The following is a 17,009-nucleotide window of genomic DNA, read 5'->3' as shown; positions in this document are numbered from 1 at the left end:
CAGAACCACGCTGTCAGCGGCCGTGTCGCCTAGTGGCCGCCGGAGTGGCCGCCGGAGCCCTCGGAATTGCCGGCCGCCTCACGTCGCGGCGCCTCTCCTGCCGAGAGCGGGACCGGGACCGTGGTCTCGCCGGCCTTCTCGAAGGTGAAGGTGAAGTCATAGGTGAGCCCGTTGGTGATCGGCTTGCTCAGCTCGATGGTGGCCTCGGCGGCGTCGGCGGGTTCGACGGCCTCCAGCATCGCGGCCTGGCCGTCGGGCGCGCCCACCATGAGGGAACCGTTGACAGGCAGGTCGCGTCCACCGCTCAGCGTCACCGAGCCGATATCGGAGGTGACCGAGACCAGCCTGTCGGGAACGTCGGCGGACGTGTTCGCTGCCACGAAAATCAGTTCGGCTTCGGAGCCCGGCTCGACGTAGTCGGTCGTCTGCTCGGCGCGGATGTGGACGTTGCGCAACGCGATGGGGCCGGCTTTGCCACTCGTACCGTTGACGGCCGGTTCCTGGGTCGCGGTCTGGGAGACCTGACCCGCGCCACACCCGCTCAGCACCAGAGAGACGGCCAGTCCGCACGTAGCCATGGCCCTACATGCCTGAGCGGCCGAGGAGCGCCGTTTGAAGGGGTTCACTGGGGACCTCCTGCTCGGCCGACGGGGCGGCGTGGCATGCCGGGTCCAGGCGGCCCAGCGGTTCGACTATGCAGAGTAGTAGGTGAGGAAAGCCCGCGGTAGCCGAGGGGCAGCAGTGGCCGCGCGGCGGCGAAATCGGCCGGCCGCGATGCACGGATTCGCTGGCCTGTCAACCCCTAGTGTTCACCGACTGTGCCCCTGACCTGCATTGTTGTTCCGCCCCCAATTGCGGGCCGTGTTAACATTGAGGGGTGAAAGGGGCTCGAAACTGATGATTTTTAAGGTCGGAGACACCGTTGTTTATCCTCACCACGGTGCTGCGTTGATCGAGGCGATCGAAACCCGGACCATCAAAGGCGAGCAGAAGGAATATCTCGTCCTGAAGGTTTCGCAGGGAGATCTCACCGTTCGTGTTCCCGCAGACAATGCCGAATATGTGGGCGTGCGCGATGTCGTCGGACAAGAAGGTCTGGACAAGGTTTTTCAGGTTCTCCGCGCCCCGCATACCGAGGAGCCGACCAACTGGTCGCGTCGGTACAAGGCAAATCTGGAGAAGCTGGCCTCCGGTGACGTGAACAAGGTTGCCGAGGTGGTTCGCGATCTGTGGCGTCGTGATCAGGAGCGCGGGCTGTCGGCAGGCGAGAAGCGCATGCTGGCCAAGGCCCGTCAGATCCTCGTCGGCGAGCTCGCACTCGCCGAGAACACCGATGACGCCAAGGCCTCGACGATCCTGGACGAGGTTCTGGCCGCCGCCTCCTGAAGGCGGTAATGAACATTCGCGTCGGTCTTGGTACCGACGTCCATCCCATTGAGTCCGGTCGCCCGTGCTGGCTGCTGTGCCTGTTGTTCGACGGCGCAGACGGCTGCGCGGGCCACTCGGACGGCGACGTCGCGGCCCATGCCCTCTGCGATGCGCTGCTCTCGGCAGCGGGCATGGGCGATGTCGGTGAGGTCTTCGGCACCGGTCTGCCGCAGTGGCGGGGTGTCAGCGGGGCGGACATGCTCCGCCACGTCCACTCCCTACTGACCGAGCGCGGGCTGCGCGTCGGAAACGGGGCTGTGCAGGTCATCGGCAATCGCCCGAAAGTCGGTCCGCGACGAGCCGAGGCCCAGAAGCTGCTTTCCGAATTGCTGGACGCTCCGGTGTCGGTCGCGGCCACCACCACCGACGGTCTCGGTCTGACAGGTCGGGGTGAGGGACTTGCGGCGATCGCGACGGCCCTCGTCATCGCCGGTTAGCACCGATGACGGTGCAGCACGAAAAGGCCGGTAAGCTGGCCCGTCGTGACCGAACGCCCCGCAGCTGTCATGCGGCTCTATGACACCCTGTCTGGCGGTGTGCGCGATTTCGCGCCACTGCGGCCCGGCCACGTCTCGATCTACCTGTGCGGCGCGACGGTGCAGGGTCTGCCCCATATCGGCCACGTGCGAAGCGGCGTCGCCTTCGACGTGCTGCGCCGCTGGCTGACGGCCAAGGGCTTCGACGTGGCGTTCATCCGCAACGTCACCGACATCGACGACAAGATTCTCAACAAGGCCGCTGACGCGGGCAGGCCGTGGTGGGAGTGGGCCGCCACCTACGAGCGTGCGTTCACAGCTGCCTACGACGCGCTGGGGGTGCTTCCGCCGTCAGCAGAACCGCGCGCCACCGGGCACATCACCCAGATGGTCGAGCTGATCGATCGGCTCATCGACCGCGGGCACGCCTATGCCGGGGATGGCGACGTGTACTTCAACGTGTCGTCGCTTCCCGACTATGGAAAGCTCTCGGGACACCGGATCGACGACGTCCATCAGGGCGAGGGCGTGGCGACGGGTAAGCGCGACCAACGCGACTTCACGCTGTGGAAGGCGGCCAAACCGGGTGAGCCGTCCTGGCCGACGCCCTGGGGCCGCGGCCGTCCCGGCTGGCACACCGAATGCGTGGCGATGTGCCAGGAATACCTTGGTGCGGAATTCGACATCCATGCCGGCGGAATGGATCTGGTGTTCCCGCACCACGAGAACGAGATCGCGCAGGCCGAAGCGGTCGGGGACGGCTTCGCCCGCTTCTGGCTCCACAACGGCTGGGTCACCATGGGTGGCGAGAAGATGAGCAAGTCGCTCGGCAATGTGCTAGCGATTCCTGCTGTGCTGCAACGGGTTCGGGCTGCCGAGCTGCGCTACTACCTGGGTAGTGCGCACTACCGGTCGATGCTGGAGTTCTCCGAGACGGCGCTTCAGGATGCGGCCAAGGCGTACACGGGTATCGAGGATTTCCTGCACCGGGTACGGAACCGGGTCGGGGCGGTGGTTCCCGGCGAGTGGACGCCGAAGTTCGGTGCTGCTCTCGACGACGATCTGGCGGTTCCGACGGCGCTCGCCGAGGTTCACGCCGCACGCGCGGAAGGAAACAGGGCGCTGGACGCAGGCGACCACGACGCCGCGCTCACCCACGCCATGTCGATCCGCGCCATGATGGGCATCCTGGGCGCCGATCCGCTCGACGAGCGATGGGAATCGCGCGACGAGACGTCGGCGGCATTGGCTGCAGTGGACGTGCTGGTGCACGCCGAGGTTCGTCGCCGCGAGGAGGCCAGGGCGCGGCGCGACTGGGCCGAAGCCGACGCCATCCGAGATCGCCTCAAGGAGGCGGGTATCGAGGTGACCGACACATCCGACGGTCCCCAGTGGTCACTCCTGGACGGGGCGGACAAGTAGATGGCGGGCAATTCTCAGCGCCGCGGTGCGGTGCGCAAAGCGGGAACGAAGAAGGGGCCCACAGTGGGTTCCGGCGGTGTGCGTCGCCGCGGTCTGGAAGGCAAGGGCGCGACGCCGGCCGCCAAGGACCGTCCCCATCATCCGGCTGGCAAAAGGGCGGCCAAGGCCGCCCGGTCGGCCCAGGGCAGACACAAGAAGACCGACGAGACCGAGATCGTGCTCGGCCGCAACCCGGTGGTCGAATGCCTGCGTGCGGGTGTGCCTGCCACCGCGCTGTACGTCGCGCTCGGTGCCGACAACGACGAGCGGCTCACCGAGTCGGTGCAGATCGCCGCCGACAAGGGGATCTCGATCCTGGAGGTACCCCGCCACGATCTGGACAGGATCGCCTCCAACGGCATGCACCAGGGCGTCGCCCTGCAGGTGCCGCCGTACGACTATGCGCACCCCGACGATCTGTTGCGCGACGCCAAAAGGGATGGTGCACAGCCACTTCTGGTTGCGCTCGACAACATCTCCGACCCGCGCAACCTCGGTGCGATCGTCCGTTCGGTGGCGGCCTTCGGCGGCCACGGCGTCGTCATTCCGCAGCGACGTTCCGCATCGGTGAGCGCGGTCGCCTGGCGCACCAGCGCGGGAGCAGCGGCGCGGCTTCGGGTGGCGCGGGCCACCAACCTCAACCGCACACTGAAACAGTGGGCCGATGCGGGCCTGCAGATCGTCGGCCTCGACGCCGGAGGGGACACCACGATCGATCAGATCGAGGCGGACGGACCGATCGTCATCGTGGTCGGCTCGGAGGGCAAGGGTCTGTCGCGGTTGGTCCGCGAGAACTGCGACCGCATCGTGTCGATCCCGATGGCGGGGCCCACCGAGTCCCTCAATGCGTCTGTGGCCGCCGGTGTAGTGCTGGCCGAGGTCGCCAGGCAGCGTCGCGGCTAGAGCCCGAACATCTGGATCCACGCCCACAGGGCCAGGACGGCGCCAACCAGCACCGCAGGGGTGGTCACCAGGCCGATCAGGCTGAACTCGCCAAAGCCGGCCTTGATGTCGCGACGGACAACGCTGCGCCACAACAGGTTCGCCAGCGATCCGACATAGGTCAGGTTGGGGCCGACGTTGACACCGATCAGCACCGCGAGCACGGCGGCAGGTCCGGCTGGGGCCACGAGCGGTAGCAGCACGAGCACCGCGGGCAGGTTGTTGACGACGTTGCACAGCACCGCGGCAACCGCGGCGATGCCGAGCAACGCCGGCAGGGTTTGGCCGTCGGGGATGACGCGATGCATGGCGGCCTCGAGTCCGTTGTTCATGACGGCGACGACCACGACGCCCAGGCACAGCACGAAGGCCAGGAAAGGGATGTCGAGCGCGGCCACCATCTTGGTGACTGTGGTTCGCCGCGTGGCGAGCGCGCGGGCGCCGAGGACGAGTGCGCCGGCCAGCGCAGCCCATGCCGGTGAGAAGCCCAGCAGCGAGGTCACGCCGAATCCGACCAGGGTCAGGCCGACGACGACAAGCGCGAACAGCGGGACTTCGAGCGGCTCGGTGGGCGCCGGGCGTGGTTCAACTGCGAGGTCTTTCCGGAAAAGCCAACGAAGCAGCGCGAATTCGACGAGAACGGCGGCCACCCAGGGCAACGACATCGCTGCGGTGAAGTGCAGGAAGGACAGCCCCGCCGCGCTGAACGCGAGCAGGTTGGTCAGGTTTGACACCGGCAGCAGCAGCGACGCGCTGTTGGCAAGATGTGCCGTGGCATAGGCGTGTGGACGGGCTGGAACGGCCAGCGCGCGTGCGGTCGCGAGCACCACCGGGGTCAGCAGGACCACTGTGGCGTCGAGACTGAGGATCGCGGTGACAGCGGCTGAGATCGCGAATACCGATGCAAGCAAACGGTTTTGGCCACCCGACGTCGCCCGTGCCATCATCGCACCCGCCGAATGAAACAGGCCGACGTCGTCGCACAACCGCGCAAGGACGAGTACGGCCGCCAGGAATCCCACCACGGGCGCCAGCTCCGACACCTCGGCAGCGGCGTCCTCCCAGGAGACCGCACCCGCCGCGATGACCAGACCTGCGGCGGGAATCGCAACGATTGCCTCGGGCCAGCGGTGAGGCCGGAACAGAGCGAACGCGAGGACCGCGATGAGCGAGGCGACCGAGAGGGTCAGCTCCATGGATCCGCCGGCTGCCACAGCGTCGGCATGTGCACAGCGACACCGTCATCGGAGGCGAGCCGCGTGAGCACCCGCATCGAGGCGTCGAGATCGTCTCCGGCGAACGGCAGCGCGCGCAGCGGCTTGTCGAGCGGGCGGAAGAAGTCGTCCCAGTGGATGAGCACCACCCGTCGCGCGCCGACGGTGCGCACGGTCTGCGTCCAATAGTCGACCAGGTACGTCTCGGGTTGCAGTCCGAGCTGACCGACGCCGAGATAGACGACATCGGCGCGCTGCCCGGTCAGCGCGCCGGGGACGAATCCCGCGCTGCCGACGATGAGCATCTGGCTGCCGGTCGGGCGATGGTGTACCAGCGTCGACCACGCTTCCCCGCAGCGGTAGGCCGACGCCCGCGCCGGCGGGCTGACGGGTCGGGTGATCTTGCCGGGGAAGCGGTCGGGTGGGCAGTGGCTGCCCTCGATGAGTGTGATGTCGAAGGCGCCCGCGCTGACGGCCTCGCCGGGGGTGACGACGTCGATCCGGTCCAGACCGTGGCCGCGACCGATGTTGGCCGCCGATGTCCCGCCGATCAGCCGGGCGCCGGTGCGTCGCGCCACCTCGGCGGAATCCATGGCATGGTCGAAATGGGTGTGCACCGGTGTGACGGCATCGAGTCGTCGAACGCCGAGGCGGGCCAGTGCCGCGTCGATACGTGGCCGCGACGGCGTCAGCGGCCGGGCCGCGACGGTCAGAAGACCCGGACGCGAGAAGAACCCGTCGGTCATCACCGCCGAGGCGCCGTCGTCGACCAGCAGGGTCGTCACGCCCGCCCACGTCACCGTCACCGGTGAGGACGGTGCCGCGGGCGGCAGGTCGAAGTACTTCGCGTAGGCCCTGAGGTCAGGGCGCCCAGGCTTCAGGCGCATGACGCCACCCTAGGCAGCGGACCTGGGGAGGCCGCAGCGGCCACTTTCTGAAAACCGTTCTCACTAGTAGGCTGCGCATTGATTGAAAATGATTTTCAACAGGAGGGTACGGACGTTGAAGCCAGGGATCCATCCCGACTATCACCCGGCCGTGTTCCAGGACGCGAACACCGGGACCATGTTCCTGACCCGTTCGACGATCAACAGCGACCGCACCGTGGAATGGCAGACGCCGGACGGGCCCCGGACCCTCCCGCTCATCGTTGTCGAGGTCTCGTCGGATTCGCATCCGTTCTGGACCGGCAATAAGCGAATAGTCGACGCCGCAGGGCAGGTCGAGAAATTCAATCGCCGGTACGGTGTGCGCGGCGGTCAGTAGCTGTACGTGTTCTCCGGTGCCTCGATCTGCTCCGCGGCCGTGATCTCGATCCACGGAATGCTGCTTCGAGACGAATCAACCTGCCCAGCAGGAACTTTGCCCTCGACGCGTACCCAGGAACCCTCCGGGATCCGTGACACCGCCGCCACGGCCGGTCCGGTCATCGCGATGCGCGCAAGTTGGGCGTCGGCGGCGCAACACAGGATGACCACCCGCCCGAGATCCGTTCGGCCGCCGTCGTTGATCGTGAAGCCGCGCACGCTGACCAGCCGGTTGTCGAGCGTGCCTGCGGAGTCCTGGGCGACGCGGATGAGCAGATCCGGCAGTGAGATTTCCGGTGCGTGCTCGTCGGGCAGCGGCGGGAACGGCCTGCGGAGCACATCGGTCGACACCTCGGCCACCGCGGGCCGCGCGGTCTGCGGCCCGATTGCGGGTGGAACCACAAAGGCCAGCAGGGCGACCGGCACGATCAGCAGCCACAAGGCTCCGGAGCTGTGAGAGTGCCCGTCGTGGACGTCCGCTTGTGGACCGCGCCGGACGTCGCGCACGATCGCCGCCAGCGCGAGCACGATCAGCAGCGCAGCCGAGGCGAGGAGCCACGGCTGCAGAGCGGGTTTGACGTAACGCGTGTAGGCGCCGCTGAGCGTGACGATTGCGGTGCTGACGCCGACGAGCAGCAGCAAGGCGTTTTCGGTCTCGCGGCTCATCGGTTGCCCACCAACAGAAGTCCGACGCAGGTGGCTGTCAGCGTTGCGACGACGAAGGTGACAGGTGCGAATCGAACTGCGAAGGCCCGCCCGAACATGCCCGCCTGCATCGCGAAGAGCTTGATGTCGACCGCCGGGCCCACCACCAGGAACACCAGCCTCGGCAGCAGAGGCAGCATCGACAGGCTTGCAGCGACGAACGCGTCGGCTTCCGAACACAATGCCAGGATCACCGCAAGCAGCGCCATCACGAGGATGCCGAGTAGCAACTGGCCCGCCAGATGCTCGAAGACCCAGGCCGGGACGAGTACGTGCAACGCCGCGGCGGCCGCGGCGCCGATCACCAGATATGCAGCGGCCTGCAGGAAATCGTGGCGCGCAGCTTCGGAGAACACCGTCCACCGCGGGCCGTCCTGGGTGTGTTCCTGGGGCAACTGCCTGGTGATCCATCGCGGTTGGCCGAAGCGAAACCACAATGCTCCCATCACGATTGCGGTGATCAGTGATGCCGCGCACCGCGCTGCCACCATCGCAGGTTCGCCCGGGAATGCGACGGCGGTGGCGACCAGCACGACGGGGTTGATCGCAGGCGCGGCGAGCATGAACGTCAAGGCCGCCGCGCCGACGGTGCCTTCGCCGAACAGGCGCCGGGCTACCGGCACCGAGCCGCACTCGCATCCGGGTAACGCCGCGCCGCCGACCCCAGCGGCCAGAATGGCGGCGCTGGGTCGCTTCGGCACCCATCGCGCCAGGCGATCCGGTGTCACGAAAGCCGCGACTGTCCCGCTGATGAGGACGCCGAGGGCGAGAAAAGGCAACGCCTGCACGAAGATTCCACAGAAAACTGTGGCCGCGGTGGCGACATCGGGGGTCCCGGCGACGAACGTGCGCACGGTTCCGCCGACGAGTGCGAGTCCGACAACCGCGACGACGAGGATGTGCATCGAGCCGACGCGCCGTCGCGTCGACGCTGTCCCGACTGTCACGGCGGCCATTGTGCCAGTTTGCTCGCGGAAGCCGAATCACGACAGGCACGCTCGATGACGATTAGGGTGAAGTGATGGTTCTGCATGTGTTTCTGGCCAAAGCGGCGTCGACAGTGGTGACGGGGGCCGTGGGAGTGGCCGCATACCAGGGTGTCCGCAAGGCGGTCGCGAAAGCGCCGATCCGGGAGGCATCCGTCACCGCCACGGCCTGGGCGCTGCGGGGCGTCCGCAAAGCGGAAGAGAGCGCGGAATCAGCTCGCCTCAAGGTCGCCGACGTGGTCGCCGAGGCCCGCGAACGCATCGGTGAGGAAAGCCCGCCTCCTGCCGTCGCTGACACCGCGCACGTGCACGACCACTGACGGCCGTGGTGGCCCTCACGGTCGTCTCGGATGCTGCGGGCCGGATGCGCCTGCAGGCGCCGTGGTTTCGCAACGACTCCGCACGCGCGGTCGCCATCGAGGACGCCGTCGAACAGGTGCCGGGCGTACGTGCCGTTCACGCATATCCCCGTACGGCGTCGGTGGTGGTGTGGTACTCACCGAAGCGCTGTGACCGTGCCGAGGTGGCGGCAGCCATCGAATCGGCGGCGCTGGTCGCGCGCCACCTGGTAGCCAAGCGTGTCCCGCACTCAGCTGACATCACCAACGCCGACGTACTGCGGATGGCGGTCGGCGGGGCAGCGCTGGTGGCGCTCGGCGTGCGCCGCTATGTGTTCGCGCGGCCGCCCCTTCTCGGGCCGACGAGCCGTCTCGCCGCCACGGGCGTCACCGTCTTCACGGGTTATCCGTTCCTCCGCGGCGCGCTGCGCACCCTGCGCGGCGGTCGCTCGCCCGGCACCGACGTATTGGTCAGCGCTGCGACCATTGCCAGCCTGGTACTGCGCGAGAACGTCGTGGCACTGACGGTGCTGTGGCTGCTCAACATCGGTGAGTATCTGCAGGATCTGACGCTGCGGCGAACCCGGCGCGCGATCGCCAACCTGCTGCAGGGCAACCAGGACACCGCATGGGTGCGACTCGCGGACGGTACCGAGGTCGAGGTTGCCACCGACGAATTGCGTATCGGTGACGAGATCGTCATCCACGATCAGGTGGCGTTGCCGGTCGACGGGGTGGTCATCGACGGCGATGCGATCGTCGACCAGTCGGCGATCACCGGGGAGAACCTGCCCGTCGCGGTGACCACCGGTGCGCGGGTGTTCGCCGGCTCGGTGGTGGTCCGTGGCCGACTCGTCGTCCGCGCTGCGGCGGTGGGAAAAGAGACCACCATCGGGCGGATCATCTCGCGGGTCGAGGAGGCACAACTGCACCGCGCGCCGATCCAGACAGTGGGAGAGAGCTTCTCGCGTCGTTTCGTGCCCGCATCGTTCCTGCTGTCGGCAGCGACGCTGATCGCCACCCGTGATGTCCGGCGCGCGATGACGATGCTTCTCGTCGCCTGCCCGTGCGCGGTCGGCCTGTCCACTCCCACGGCGATCAGCGCGGCAATCGGCAACGGCGCCCGCCGCGGCATCCTCATCAAGGGCGGGTCGCACCTTGAGCAGGCGGGCCGGGTGGACGCGGTGGTCTTCGACAAGACCGGAACGCTCACAGTCGGCCGCCCCGTAGTCACCAATCTGGTTGCCTTCCACAAGGACTGGGAGCCCGAACAGGTGCTTGCCTACGCGGCGAGCTCGGAGATCCACTCGCGGCATCCGTTGGCCGAAGCCGTGATCCAGTCAACTCGGGAGCGTCACATCGCGATCCCACCGCACGAGGAGTGCGAGGTGCTCGTGGGACTCGGTATGCGGACGCGCGCGGACGGCCGCACGTTGTTGCTGGGCAGCCAGTCGCTGCTGGAACAGGAGAGCGTCCGGGTCACGAAGAAGGCGACCGGCTGGGTGGAAAGGTTGCGCAAGCAGTCGGAGACACCCCTGCTGCTTGCGGTCGACGGCAAGCTGGTCGGCTTGATCAGCCTCCGCGACGAGATACGTCCGGAGGCTGCCGACGTGCTGAATCGCCTGCGCGCCAACGGGGTACGCCGCATTGTCATGTTGACCGGCGATCACCCCGACGCGGCCGCCTCCGTCGCGGCGCAGCTGGGTATCACGGAGTGGCGCGCGCAGGTGCTGCCCGACGACAAACTTGATGCGGTGCGCACCCTGCGCGATGACGGCTTCACCGTGGCGATGGTCGGCGACGGAATCAATGATGCACCCGCGCTCGCCGAGGCTGACATCGGGATCGCAATGGGACTCGGCGGCACCGATGTCGCGGTGGAGACCGCCGACGTGGCTCTGGCCGGCGACGACCTGCGCCGTCTGCTCGACGTCCGCGATCTGGGCGGCCGTGCAGTCGATGTGATTCGGCAGAACTACGCCATGTCGATCGCGGTGAACGCGGTCGGTTTGCTGATCGGCGCAGGTGGAGCGCTGTCGCCGGTACTGGCCGCGGTGCTGCACAACGCCTCGTCGGTTGCGGTGGTGGCCAACAGCTCCCGGCTGATCCGCTACCAGATCGCGAAGGGTTCAGAGCGCAGCGGCGCGGACGGCCCTGGTACTGCGTAGGCCGGCCACCGCCGCGCCGAGGCACGCGACGGCGACGGTGCCTGCGAACCACGGGAAGACCGCTGCCAGATCCCACTGCGTCGCGGCCCAACCTGCGATCAGCGTCGGCACGGCCATGGCCGAATACGCCAGGAGGTAGAACGCGGACATCGTCTCGCCGCGCCTGCCTGCGGGAACCACATCGGACAGGTGGCGCAGGGAACCGCCGAAGCCGAGCCCGAACGTCGCGCCGAGCAGGGCCGCGGCGACGAACACCAGCTGCCACTGATGGGTCAGCAGCACGGGGATGGTCAGCAGCAGCGACGCCGCCATGCCCGCGTCGCCGATGATGGCGGCGTACCTGGCGGGGATGCGGGTGGCGGCCAGCTGTGCCAGGGCGGCCGCGAACGCCGTGGTGCCCACGACGGCGCCGCCGAAAACCAGGTTGTCGATGTGGGTCTGCCGGGCCGCCAGCGACGGATACAGCGACAGCAGCACGCCGAGCACGGACCAGGACGCCATCGCGCCGAGCGCCGAGAACCAGAAGTCGCCGCGGATCTCGGATGGGACGGCGGGTTTGGCGATCCGGATCGGGCCGCGGGTTCGTGCGGTGTGTGGCTCGCGAAGTGCGAGCAGCCCGACACCGACGATCAGGCAGATGACGGCGACGACGGCGTAGGGCGTGCGCAGAGGGTGAGGTGCGTACTGCGCCAGCAGGGCGGAGCCCAGGATAGCGACCGTCATGCCGATGTTGAAGGCCACGCCGCTGAGCTGCCCGGCGCGCACGCCGTGATCGGGCCGCAGGTCCAGCAGTGCGGCCGCGCCGGCAACGACGATGGAGCCGACGGCGGCGCCGTGAATGGTGCGTGCCAGCAGCAGCATGCCGATGCTGTCGGCGACCAGGAAAACCCCAAGGCCGACGAGGAGCGCGATCAACGCACCGACCAGCACAGGCTTGCGGCCGACGACGTCGGAGATCTTGCCGGACACCAGCACGGCGGCCAGCGCCGCCACCGCGTAGACCGCGAACACGACCGTGGTGGCCAGCGGCGACAGGTGCCAGTTCGTTTCATAGATGCCGTACAGCGGAGCCGGAAGGCCCGACACCCCGAGCGCGACGCCGCTGAGGACGAGCAGCAGCGGGTAGGCCCACCGCTGCGTCTCTGCGATCGAGCGCTCGAACACCACCATCTGGGTGTCACCTCCGGAAGTGCGGTTTGACCGATATCGAACCCGTCTGAGCGTACGCTCGGTTCGACGTAGATCAAACCGAGTATTGCGAGGCTTATTCCCATGACCGACCAAGCGCTGGTCACGGACCAGGCGGCCTACCCGACGCACCCGGTCGCTGCCGTTCAGCAGGTGCTGGCCGCGATCCACGACCCCGTCCGGCTCGAGATCGTGCGGCGCCTGTACAACGCGGGCGCCCCGCTGCAGTGCGGTGCGCTTTACGACGGCATCAACAAGTCGACCGCGACGCACCATTTCAAGATCCTCCGAGAGGCCGGCGTCACCGAGCGTCTCGTCGTCGACGGCCTCGCCTACCAGAAGCTGCGTCGCGAGCAGGTCGATGCGGCCATCCCAGGCCTGCTCGACAGTGTGGTGCGTAGCGCCAATTGGGAGGCGGGCGTCAGCTGAAGGGCGACAGCGCCACGCCCTCGGCGATCAGCCTGTCGCGTACCGCGGTCGCGATGTGCACCGCGCCCGGCGAATCCCCGTGTACGCACACCGACTCGACGGTGATCGGAATCGTCGAGCCGTCCACGGCGTCGACCCGCCCCTTGGTGACCATCGAGATGACACGGTCGGCGATCTGGTCGGGGTCGTGCAGGACGGCGTTGCGTTCGCGCCGGGACACCAGTTGGCCGTCGGCGCGGTAGGAGCGGTCGGCGAACGCCTCGGGCACGGTGCGCAGCCCGAGGTCGTCGGCGGCGGCGAAGAACACCGACCCGGCTAGCCCGAGCACGGGCAGCGCGGGGTCCACGGCGTGTATGGCTTCGGCGACGGCGTGTGCCTGCTGACGGTGGGTGACGATCGAGTTATACAGGGCACCATGGGGTTTCACATATGACACCGCCGAGCCGGCGGCCTCGGCCAGTGCGCAGAGCGCGCCGATCTGGTACATGACGTCGGCAGTCAGGTCCTCGGGGCTGGCGTCGATGAACCGCCGCCCGAATCCGGCGAGGTCGCGGTAGCTGACCTGCGCACCGATCTTGACCCCGCGGTGCGCCGCGGCCCGGCATACTCGCGCAAGGGTGGCCGGATCGCCGGCGTGGAATCCGCAGGCGACGTTGGCGGACGTGACGATGTCGAGCATCGCGTCGTCGTCGCCGAGGGTCCACACCCCGAAGCCCTCACCTAGATCGGCGTTCAGGTCGACCGCGGTCATGGTCCCCAGGCTAGTGCGCTATCGCGCCGTGTCGAGGTCGACGCGGTGATCGGCGGCGGAGATCATCGCGGCGTCATGGGTTGCGGCCACGACGGTGGTCCCCGCGCCGGCGAGGTGGCGCAGATGCTCGACCACGACGGCCGCTGATCCCGAATCCAGGCCCGTGGTCGGCTCGTCGAGCAGCACCAGCGGCGCCTGCTGCGCGAAAGCCTGTGCGAGAAGGACGCGTTGCCGTTGGCCGCCGGACAGTTCGCCGAGCGTGCGGTTCCGCAGATCCGCGAGGCCGAGCTCGGTCAGCCAGTGCTCGACGATCGCCCTATCGACAGCCTTAGGTCGGCGCAGCAGTCCGAGGCGCCGCCAGCGCCCCATCATCACCGCGTCGAAGGTGGTGAGGGGGAAGGCGTCGGTGACCGCGCTGCGCTGGACGGCGAACGCGACCTCGCCCGCTTCGGTCTCCACCTTTCCCGCGTCCGGCGAGAGCACGCCCGCCAGGAGTCCCAGCAATGTCGACTTGCCGCAGCCGTTGGAACCCACCACGGCCGTGACGGCATTCGGCGTGATCGTCAGGGTCAGCCCGCGGAACACCGTCGCCCCGGGGTGGCTGAAGTCGACACCGCAAAGGCGTATCGGTGCGGTGACGGAGGTCACCTTATTGAAAATGATTGTCATTACTGCTAGAAGTTTACGGCATGACCCACTGGCTGATCGAGCCCTTCCAGTCCGACATGGTCTGGCATGCGCTCATCGCCGGTGTGCTTGCCGCGTGCCTGTGCTCGCTGGTCGGATGCTGGGTGCTGTTGCGCGGCAATGTTTTCCTCGGAGAAGCTATGACGCACGGCATGCTGCCCGGCGTCGCGGTGGCTGCGCTGCTCGGCATCAGCCTGATGGTCGGCGGCCTGATCGCGGCCCTGCTGATGGCGCTGGGAGTCGCCGCGATCGGTCGCTCGTCGAAGCTGTCGTCAGACACGAGCATCGGACTGCTGCTGGTGGGGATGCTCGCCCTCGGAGTGATCGTGGTGTCGCGATCACGGAGCTTCGCCGTCGACCTGACCGGCTTTCTCTTCGGTGACGTGTTCGCGGTGCGCACAACGGATCTGATGGTGTTGGGTGCGGCACTGATGCTGACCGCGGTTGCGGCCGCGGCGGGGCACCGCGCCTTCGTCGCCGTGACCTTCGACCCCCGAAAGGCGGCAACGCTGGGACTGCGTCCGCGAGTGGCGATCCCGGTGCTGATCGTGCTCATGGCCGTGGCCATGGTGGCCTCGTTCCACGTGGTCGGAACCCTGCTGGTGCTAGGTCTGCTCATCGCGCCCCCTGCTGCAGCGCTCCTGTGGGTCCGTTCCATTCCGAGAATCATGCTGCTCTCGTCGATGGTCGGGGCGTTGGCGGTCTACGCGGGTCTCCTGATCTCCTGGTACGCCGGGACCGCGGGCGGCGCGACGATCGCCGGAGTCGCGGTGCTGTTGTTCTTCGCGTCGTCGCTGCTCTCGGCGATGCGCACGAAGTGGGGGAAGATTTCGGCGGTGGCGGCCTCGGCGTGCGTCGTCGCGGCCTGTGCCGACGGCGCGGGACCATCGCCGCAGCAACAACATTCGGTGACCAGCGACGGCGTAGCCGTCGTCGAAGGGGCGCGCGAACTCGACGGTGCTTCAACGAAGCTCGTGCTCGTCGACCCCGGAACTGGCAAGACCTCGGTGTACGACGCCGTCGACGAGGCCGAGACGCCCATCGGGTCGTACGGGCCCGTGGCGGGTGTGGCCGGCGACGGCCGATTCGCGTACCTACAGACCGGCGGGCGCACCACGGTCGTCGACGCCGGCGCATGGACTTTCGACCACGGCGACCACTACCACTACTTCGCGACCGCACCGTCGGAAGTCGCGACACTCGAGGCCCCGGCCGTAAGCGTCAACGCGAGCAATTCGACGGCCGCCGTCCGGACGGCAATGGGCACAACGCAACTGATCGACAGGGACGCCCTCGGTGAGAAAAAGGTCGAGGCGCCCGCCGGCCTGGCGGTGGGGTCGGACGTCGCAGCGGCAGTGCCCTACGGCGCTCGCGTGGTCGTGGTCACCGACTCGGGCAGGGTGCAGGTCCTCGACGACACCGGCACTAAGGACATCGCCGGCAGATGTCCGAGCCCGACGTGGGCGATGGCGACGCGGCGCGCCGTCGTGTTCGGGTGCGCGGATGGCGCGATGAGGATCACCGGCGGCGACGGTGATCTCGCGGCGACGCAGGCACCATTTCCCGCCGATGCCCCGGCACAACGGCCCACGCGCATGGATCACCGCGACCGCGCTGACGTCTTCGCCGGGCTCTCGGCGGGCACCGTCTGGGTGCTCGATAGTAGGCAGCGCTCGTGGACGTTGATACCGGTTCCTGATGCCGTGACGACGAACACCGCGGGCGACGGCACCGTTCTTGTGTTGCACCGCGACGGGACACTCGGCTCCTTCGACGTACAGTCGCGGGTCGAGAAGGCCCGAGTCCCGTTGTTCGCGAACGCCGTTCCCGCCGAAGATCCGCAGCCGGTCATCGAGATCGACTCCGACCGCGCCTATGTGAACAACGCAGGCACCCGGGAGGTGTACGAGATCGACTACGCCGACGGCCTGCGGGTGGCGCGAACCCTGCGCACTGAGGTCACCCCCGGTTTGATGGTCGAGGCGGGCCGGTGACCAGGCGGACGCTGGCCTGCATCATCGCCATCGCTGGTGCGCTCGTCACCGCGTGCGGCGCAGGAGCAACAGCGCGTGCCGGCGAGATCGTCGTCACGACGAACATCCTCGGCGACGTCGTCCGCAATGTCGTCGGCGATACGGCGGCCGTCCGGGTCCTGATGCAGCCCAACGCCGATCCACACTCCTTCGGCGTCTCCGCGCAGGATGCAGCGGCGATGGGCAGTGCCGGACTGATCGTCTACAACGGCCTCGGGCTGGAGGAGAACGTCTTGCGCAACGTCGAAAGCGCTGCAGCCGAGGGTGTTCCGACGCTGGCTGTGGGCGACCGCATCGATCCCATCCGGTACGTCACGGGCGACGACGCGGGAGGTCCCGACCCGCACTTCTGGACCGATCCCCAACGCATGATCGCAGCGGTAGAGGCCATCGAGGAGGCAGTCCGCGAGGTCGCGGGCATCGACGGGGACGCGGTCTCGCGCAACGCCGAGTCCTACCGGGCCCAGCTGCGCGAACTCGACACCGCAATGCACGACGGTTTCAGCAGCATTCCCGCCGACCGGCGCAAGCTGGTGACCAACCACCACGTGCTGGGTTATCTCGCAGACCGTTTCGGCTTCACGGTGATCGGCGCTGTCGTCCCCAGCGGCACCACGCTCGCGGCACCGAGCGCCGCAGATCTCCGATCGCTGGTCGACGCAATCGAGTCGGCGCGCGTGCCGGCCATCTTCGTCGACTCCTCGCAGCCCGAGAAGCTGGCCCGGGTGCTCGCCGACGAGGCAGGCGTCGACGTCGAGATCGTCTCCCTCTACAGCGAATCCCTCAGCCCGCCAGGTACACCCGGCGCCACCTGCCTCGACATGATGCGCGCCAACACCGACGCCATCGTTGCCGGCCTGCGATAGCCGAAGGCCATTCCCTATCCGCTCGGAAAG

Annotated in this window: 18 protein-coding genes; 10 read left to right on the top strand and 8 right to left on the bottom strand. The window is 68.0% G+C overall.

The window, feature by feature from the left end; translation table 11 throughout:
• Positions 1-29: 29 nt before the first annotated feature.
• Positions 30-626, bottom strand: a complete 597-nt coding sequence (locus tag AWC12_RS14980; RefSeq protein WP_024446875.1) for a copper chaperone PCu(A)C domain-containing protein — start codon at positions 624-626, stop codon at positions 30-32.
• Positions 627-897: 271 nt separating this feature from the next.
• Here AWC12_RS14980 and carD point away from each other — a divergent pair, with 271 nt between their 5' ends.
• The 4 genes from carD to rlmB all read left to right on the top strand — a co-directional run bounded on the left by carD (position 898) and on the right by rlmB (position 4,268).
• Positions 898-1,386 (top strand): RNA polymerase-binding transcription factor CarD, encoded by a 489-nt coding sequence (gene carD, locus AWC12_RS14975; protein WP_003930663.1) that lies wholly within the window; start codon positions 898-900, stop codon positions 1,384-1,386.
• Positions 1,387-1,394: 8 nt separating this feature from the next.
• Positions 1,395-1,865 (top strand): 2-C-methyl-D-erythritol 2,4-cyclodiphosphate synthase, encoded by a 471-nt coding sequence (gene ispF / locus AWC12_RS14970; protein WP_085175245.1) that lies wholly within the window; start codon positions 1,395-1,397, stop codon positions 1,863-1,865.
• Positions 1,866-1,934: 69 nt separating this feature from the next.
• Positions 1,935-3,326 (top strand): cysteine--tRNA ligase, encoded by a 1,392-nt coding sequence (gene cysS / locus AWC12_RS14965; RefSeq protein ID WP_024446873.1) that lies wholly within the window; start codon positions 1,935-1,937, stop codon positions 3,324-3,326.
• Entirely contained in the window at positions 3,327-4,268 is a 942-nt protein-coding gene (rlmB, locus tag AWC12_RS14960; protein ID WP_024446872.1) for a 23S rRNA (guanosine(2251)-2'-O)-methyltransferase RlmB, read from the top strand.
• On the opposite strand, the gene AWC12_RS14955 is transcribed toward rlmB, so the two are convergent.
• Positions 4,265-5,503, bottom strand: coding sequence for an SLC13 family permease (locus AWC12_RS14955; RefSeq protein ID WP_024446871.1), 1,239 nt, complete (start codon positions 5,501-5,503; stop codon positions 4,265-4,267). The genes rlmB and AWC12_RS14955 overlap by 4 nt on opposite strands.
• Entirely contained in the window at positions 5,494-6,408 is a 915-nt protein-coding gene (locus AWC12_RS14950) for an MBL fold metallo-hydrolase (RefSeq protein WP_085175243.1), read from the bottom strand. Before AWC12_RS14950 ends, AWC12_RS14955 begins: the two co-directional genes overlap by 10 nt.
• A gap of 115 nt (positions 6,409-6,523) precedes the next feature.
• Here AWC12_RS14950 and AWC12_RS14945 point away from each other — a divergent pair, with 115 nt between their 5' ends.
• On the top strand, positions 6,524-6,787 hold the full coding sequence (locus tag AWC12_RS14945) for a type B 50S ribosomal protein L31 (RefSeq protein ID WP_085175444.1): 264 nt from the start codon (positions 6,524-6,526) through the stop codon (positions 6,785-6,787).
• Here AWC12_RS14945 and AWC12_RS14940 read toward each other — a convergent pair.
• Both AWC12_RS14940 and AWC12_RS14935 read right to left on the bottom strand, forming a co-directional pair.
• On the bottom strand, positions 6,781-7,494 hold the full coding sequence (locus AWC12_RS14940; protein ID WP_085175241.1) for a TIGR03943 family putative permease subunit: 714 nt from the start codon (positions 7,492-7,494) through the stop codon (positions 6,781-6,783). The genes AWC12_RS14945 and AWC12_RS14940 overlap by 7 nt on opposite strands.
• Entirely contained in the window at positions 7,491-8,489 is a 999-nt protein-coding gene (locus AWC12_RS14935) for a permease (protein WP_085175239.1), read from the bottom strand. The genes AWC12_RS14940 and AWC12_RS14935 overlap by 4 nt, the downstream gene beginning before the upstream one ends.
• A gap of 65 nt (positions 8,490-8,554) precedes the next feature.
• Here AWC12_RS14935 and AWC12_RS14930 point away from each other — a divergent pair, with 65 nt between their 5' ends.
• A complete protein-coding gene (locus AWC12_RS14930; RefSeq protein WP_024446866.1) occupies positions 8,555-8,839 on the top strand; it encodes a DUF1490 family protein in 285 nt (94 codons plus the stop codon).
• 44 nt (positions 8,840-8,883) lie between these two features.
• The gene (locus AWC12_RS14925; protein WP_085175442.1) at positions 8,884-11,025 is read left to right on the top strand and encodes a heavy metal translocating P-type ATPase; all 2,142 of its coding nucleotides are present in this window, start codon (positions 8,884-8,886) and stop codon (positions 11,023-11,025) included.
• On the opposite strand, the gene AWC12_RS14920 is transcribed toward AWC12_RS14925, so the two are convergent.
• On the bottom strand, positions 10,987-12,195 hold the full coding sequence (locus AWC12_RS14920; RefSeq protein WP_085175237.1) for an MFS transporter: 1,209 nt from the start codon (positions 12,193-12,195) through the stop codon (positions 10,987-10,989). The two genes, AWC12_RS14925 and AWC12_RS14920, sit on opposite strands and share 39 nt — an antisense overlap.
• A 102-nt stretch (positions 12,196-12,297) precedes the next feature.
• On the opposite strand from AWC12_RS14920, the gene AWC12_RS14915 reads away from it, so the two are divergent.
• Positions 12,298-12,642 (top strand): ArsR/SmtB family transcription factor, encoded by a 345-nt coding sequence (locus AWC12_RS14915; RefSeq protein ID WP_085175235.1) that lies wholly within the window; start codon positions 12,298-12,300, stop codon positions 12,640-12,642.
• On the opposite strand, the gene AWC12_RS14910 is transcribed toward AWC12_RS14915, so the two are convergent.
• Positions 12,635-13,393, bottom strand: coding sequence for a LamB/YcsF family protein (locus AWC12_RS14910; protein WP_085175233.1), 759 nt, complete (start codon positions 13,391-13,393; stop codon positions 12,635-12,637). The genes AWC12_RS14915 and AWC12_RS14910 overlap by 8 nt on opposite strands.
• An 18-nt stretch (positions 13,394-13,411) precedes the next feature.
• Positions 13,412-14,041: a zinc ABC transporter ATP-binding protein AztA gene (aztA, locus tag AWC12_RS14905; protein ID WP_234814012.1), complete on the bottom strand. Its 630-nt coding sequence runs from the start codon at positions 14,039-14,041 to the stop codon at positions 13,412-13,414.
• Between the two features lie 41 nt (positions 14,042-14,082).
• Between aztA and aztB the strand changes: the two genes are divergently transcribed.
• Complete coding sequence (aztB, locus tag AWC12_RS14900) at positions 14,083-16,074, top strand: zinc ABC transporter permease AztB (RefSeq protein WP_085175229.1); 1,992 nt, start codon at positions 14,083-14,085, stop codon at positions 16,072-16,074.
• Positions 16,071-16,979 carry a zinc ABC transporter substrate-binding protein AztC gene (aztC, locus tag AWC12_RS14895; protein WP_085175227.1) on the top strand — a complete coding sequence of 303 codons (909 nt, stop codon included), beginning with the start codon at positions 16,071-16,073 and terminating at the stop codon, positions 16,977-16,979. The genes aztB and aztC overlap by 4 nt, the downstream gene beginning before the upstream one ends.
• Positions 16,980-17,009 lie beyond the last annotated feature (30 nt).

Source organism: Mycolicibacterium iranicum, assembly GCF_002101705.1.
Lineage (GTDB): Bacteria > Actinomycetota > Actinomycetes > Mycobacteriales > Mycobacteriaceae > Mycobacterium > Mycobacterium iranicum.
The sequence above is the reverse complement of the archived record's forward strand: the minus strand, read 5'-3'. Positions and strand labels throughout refer to the sequence as shown.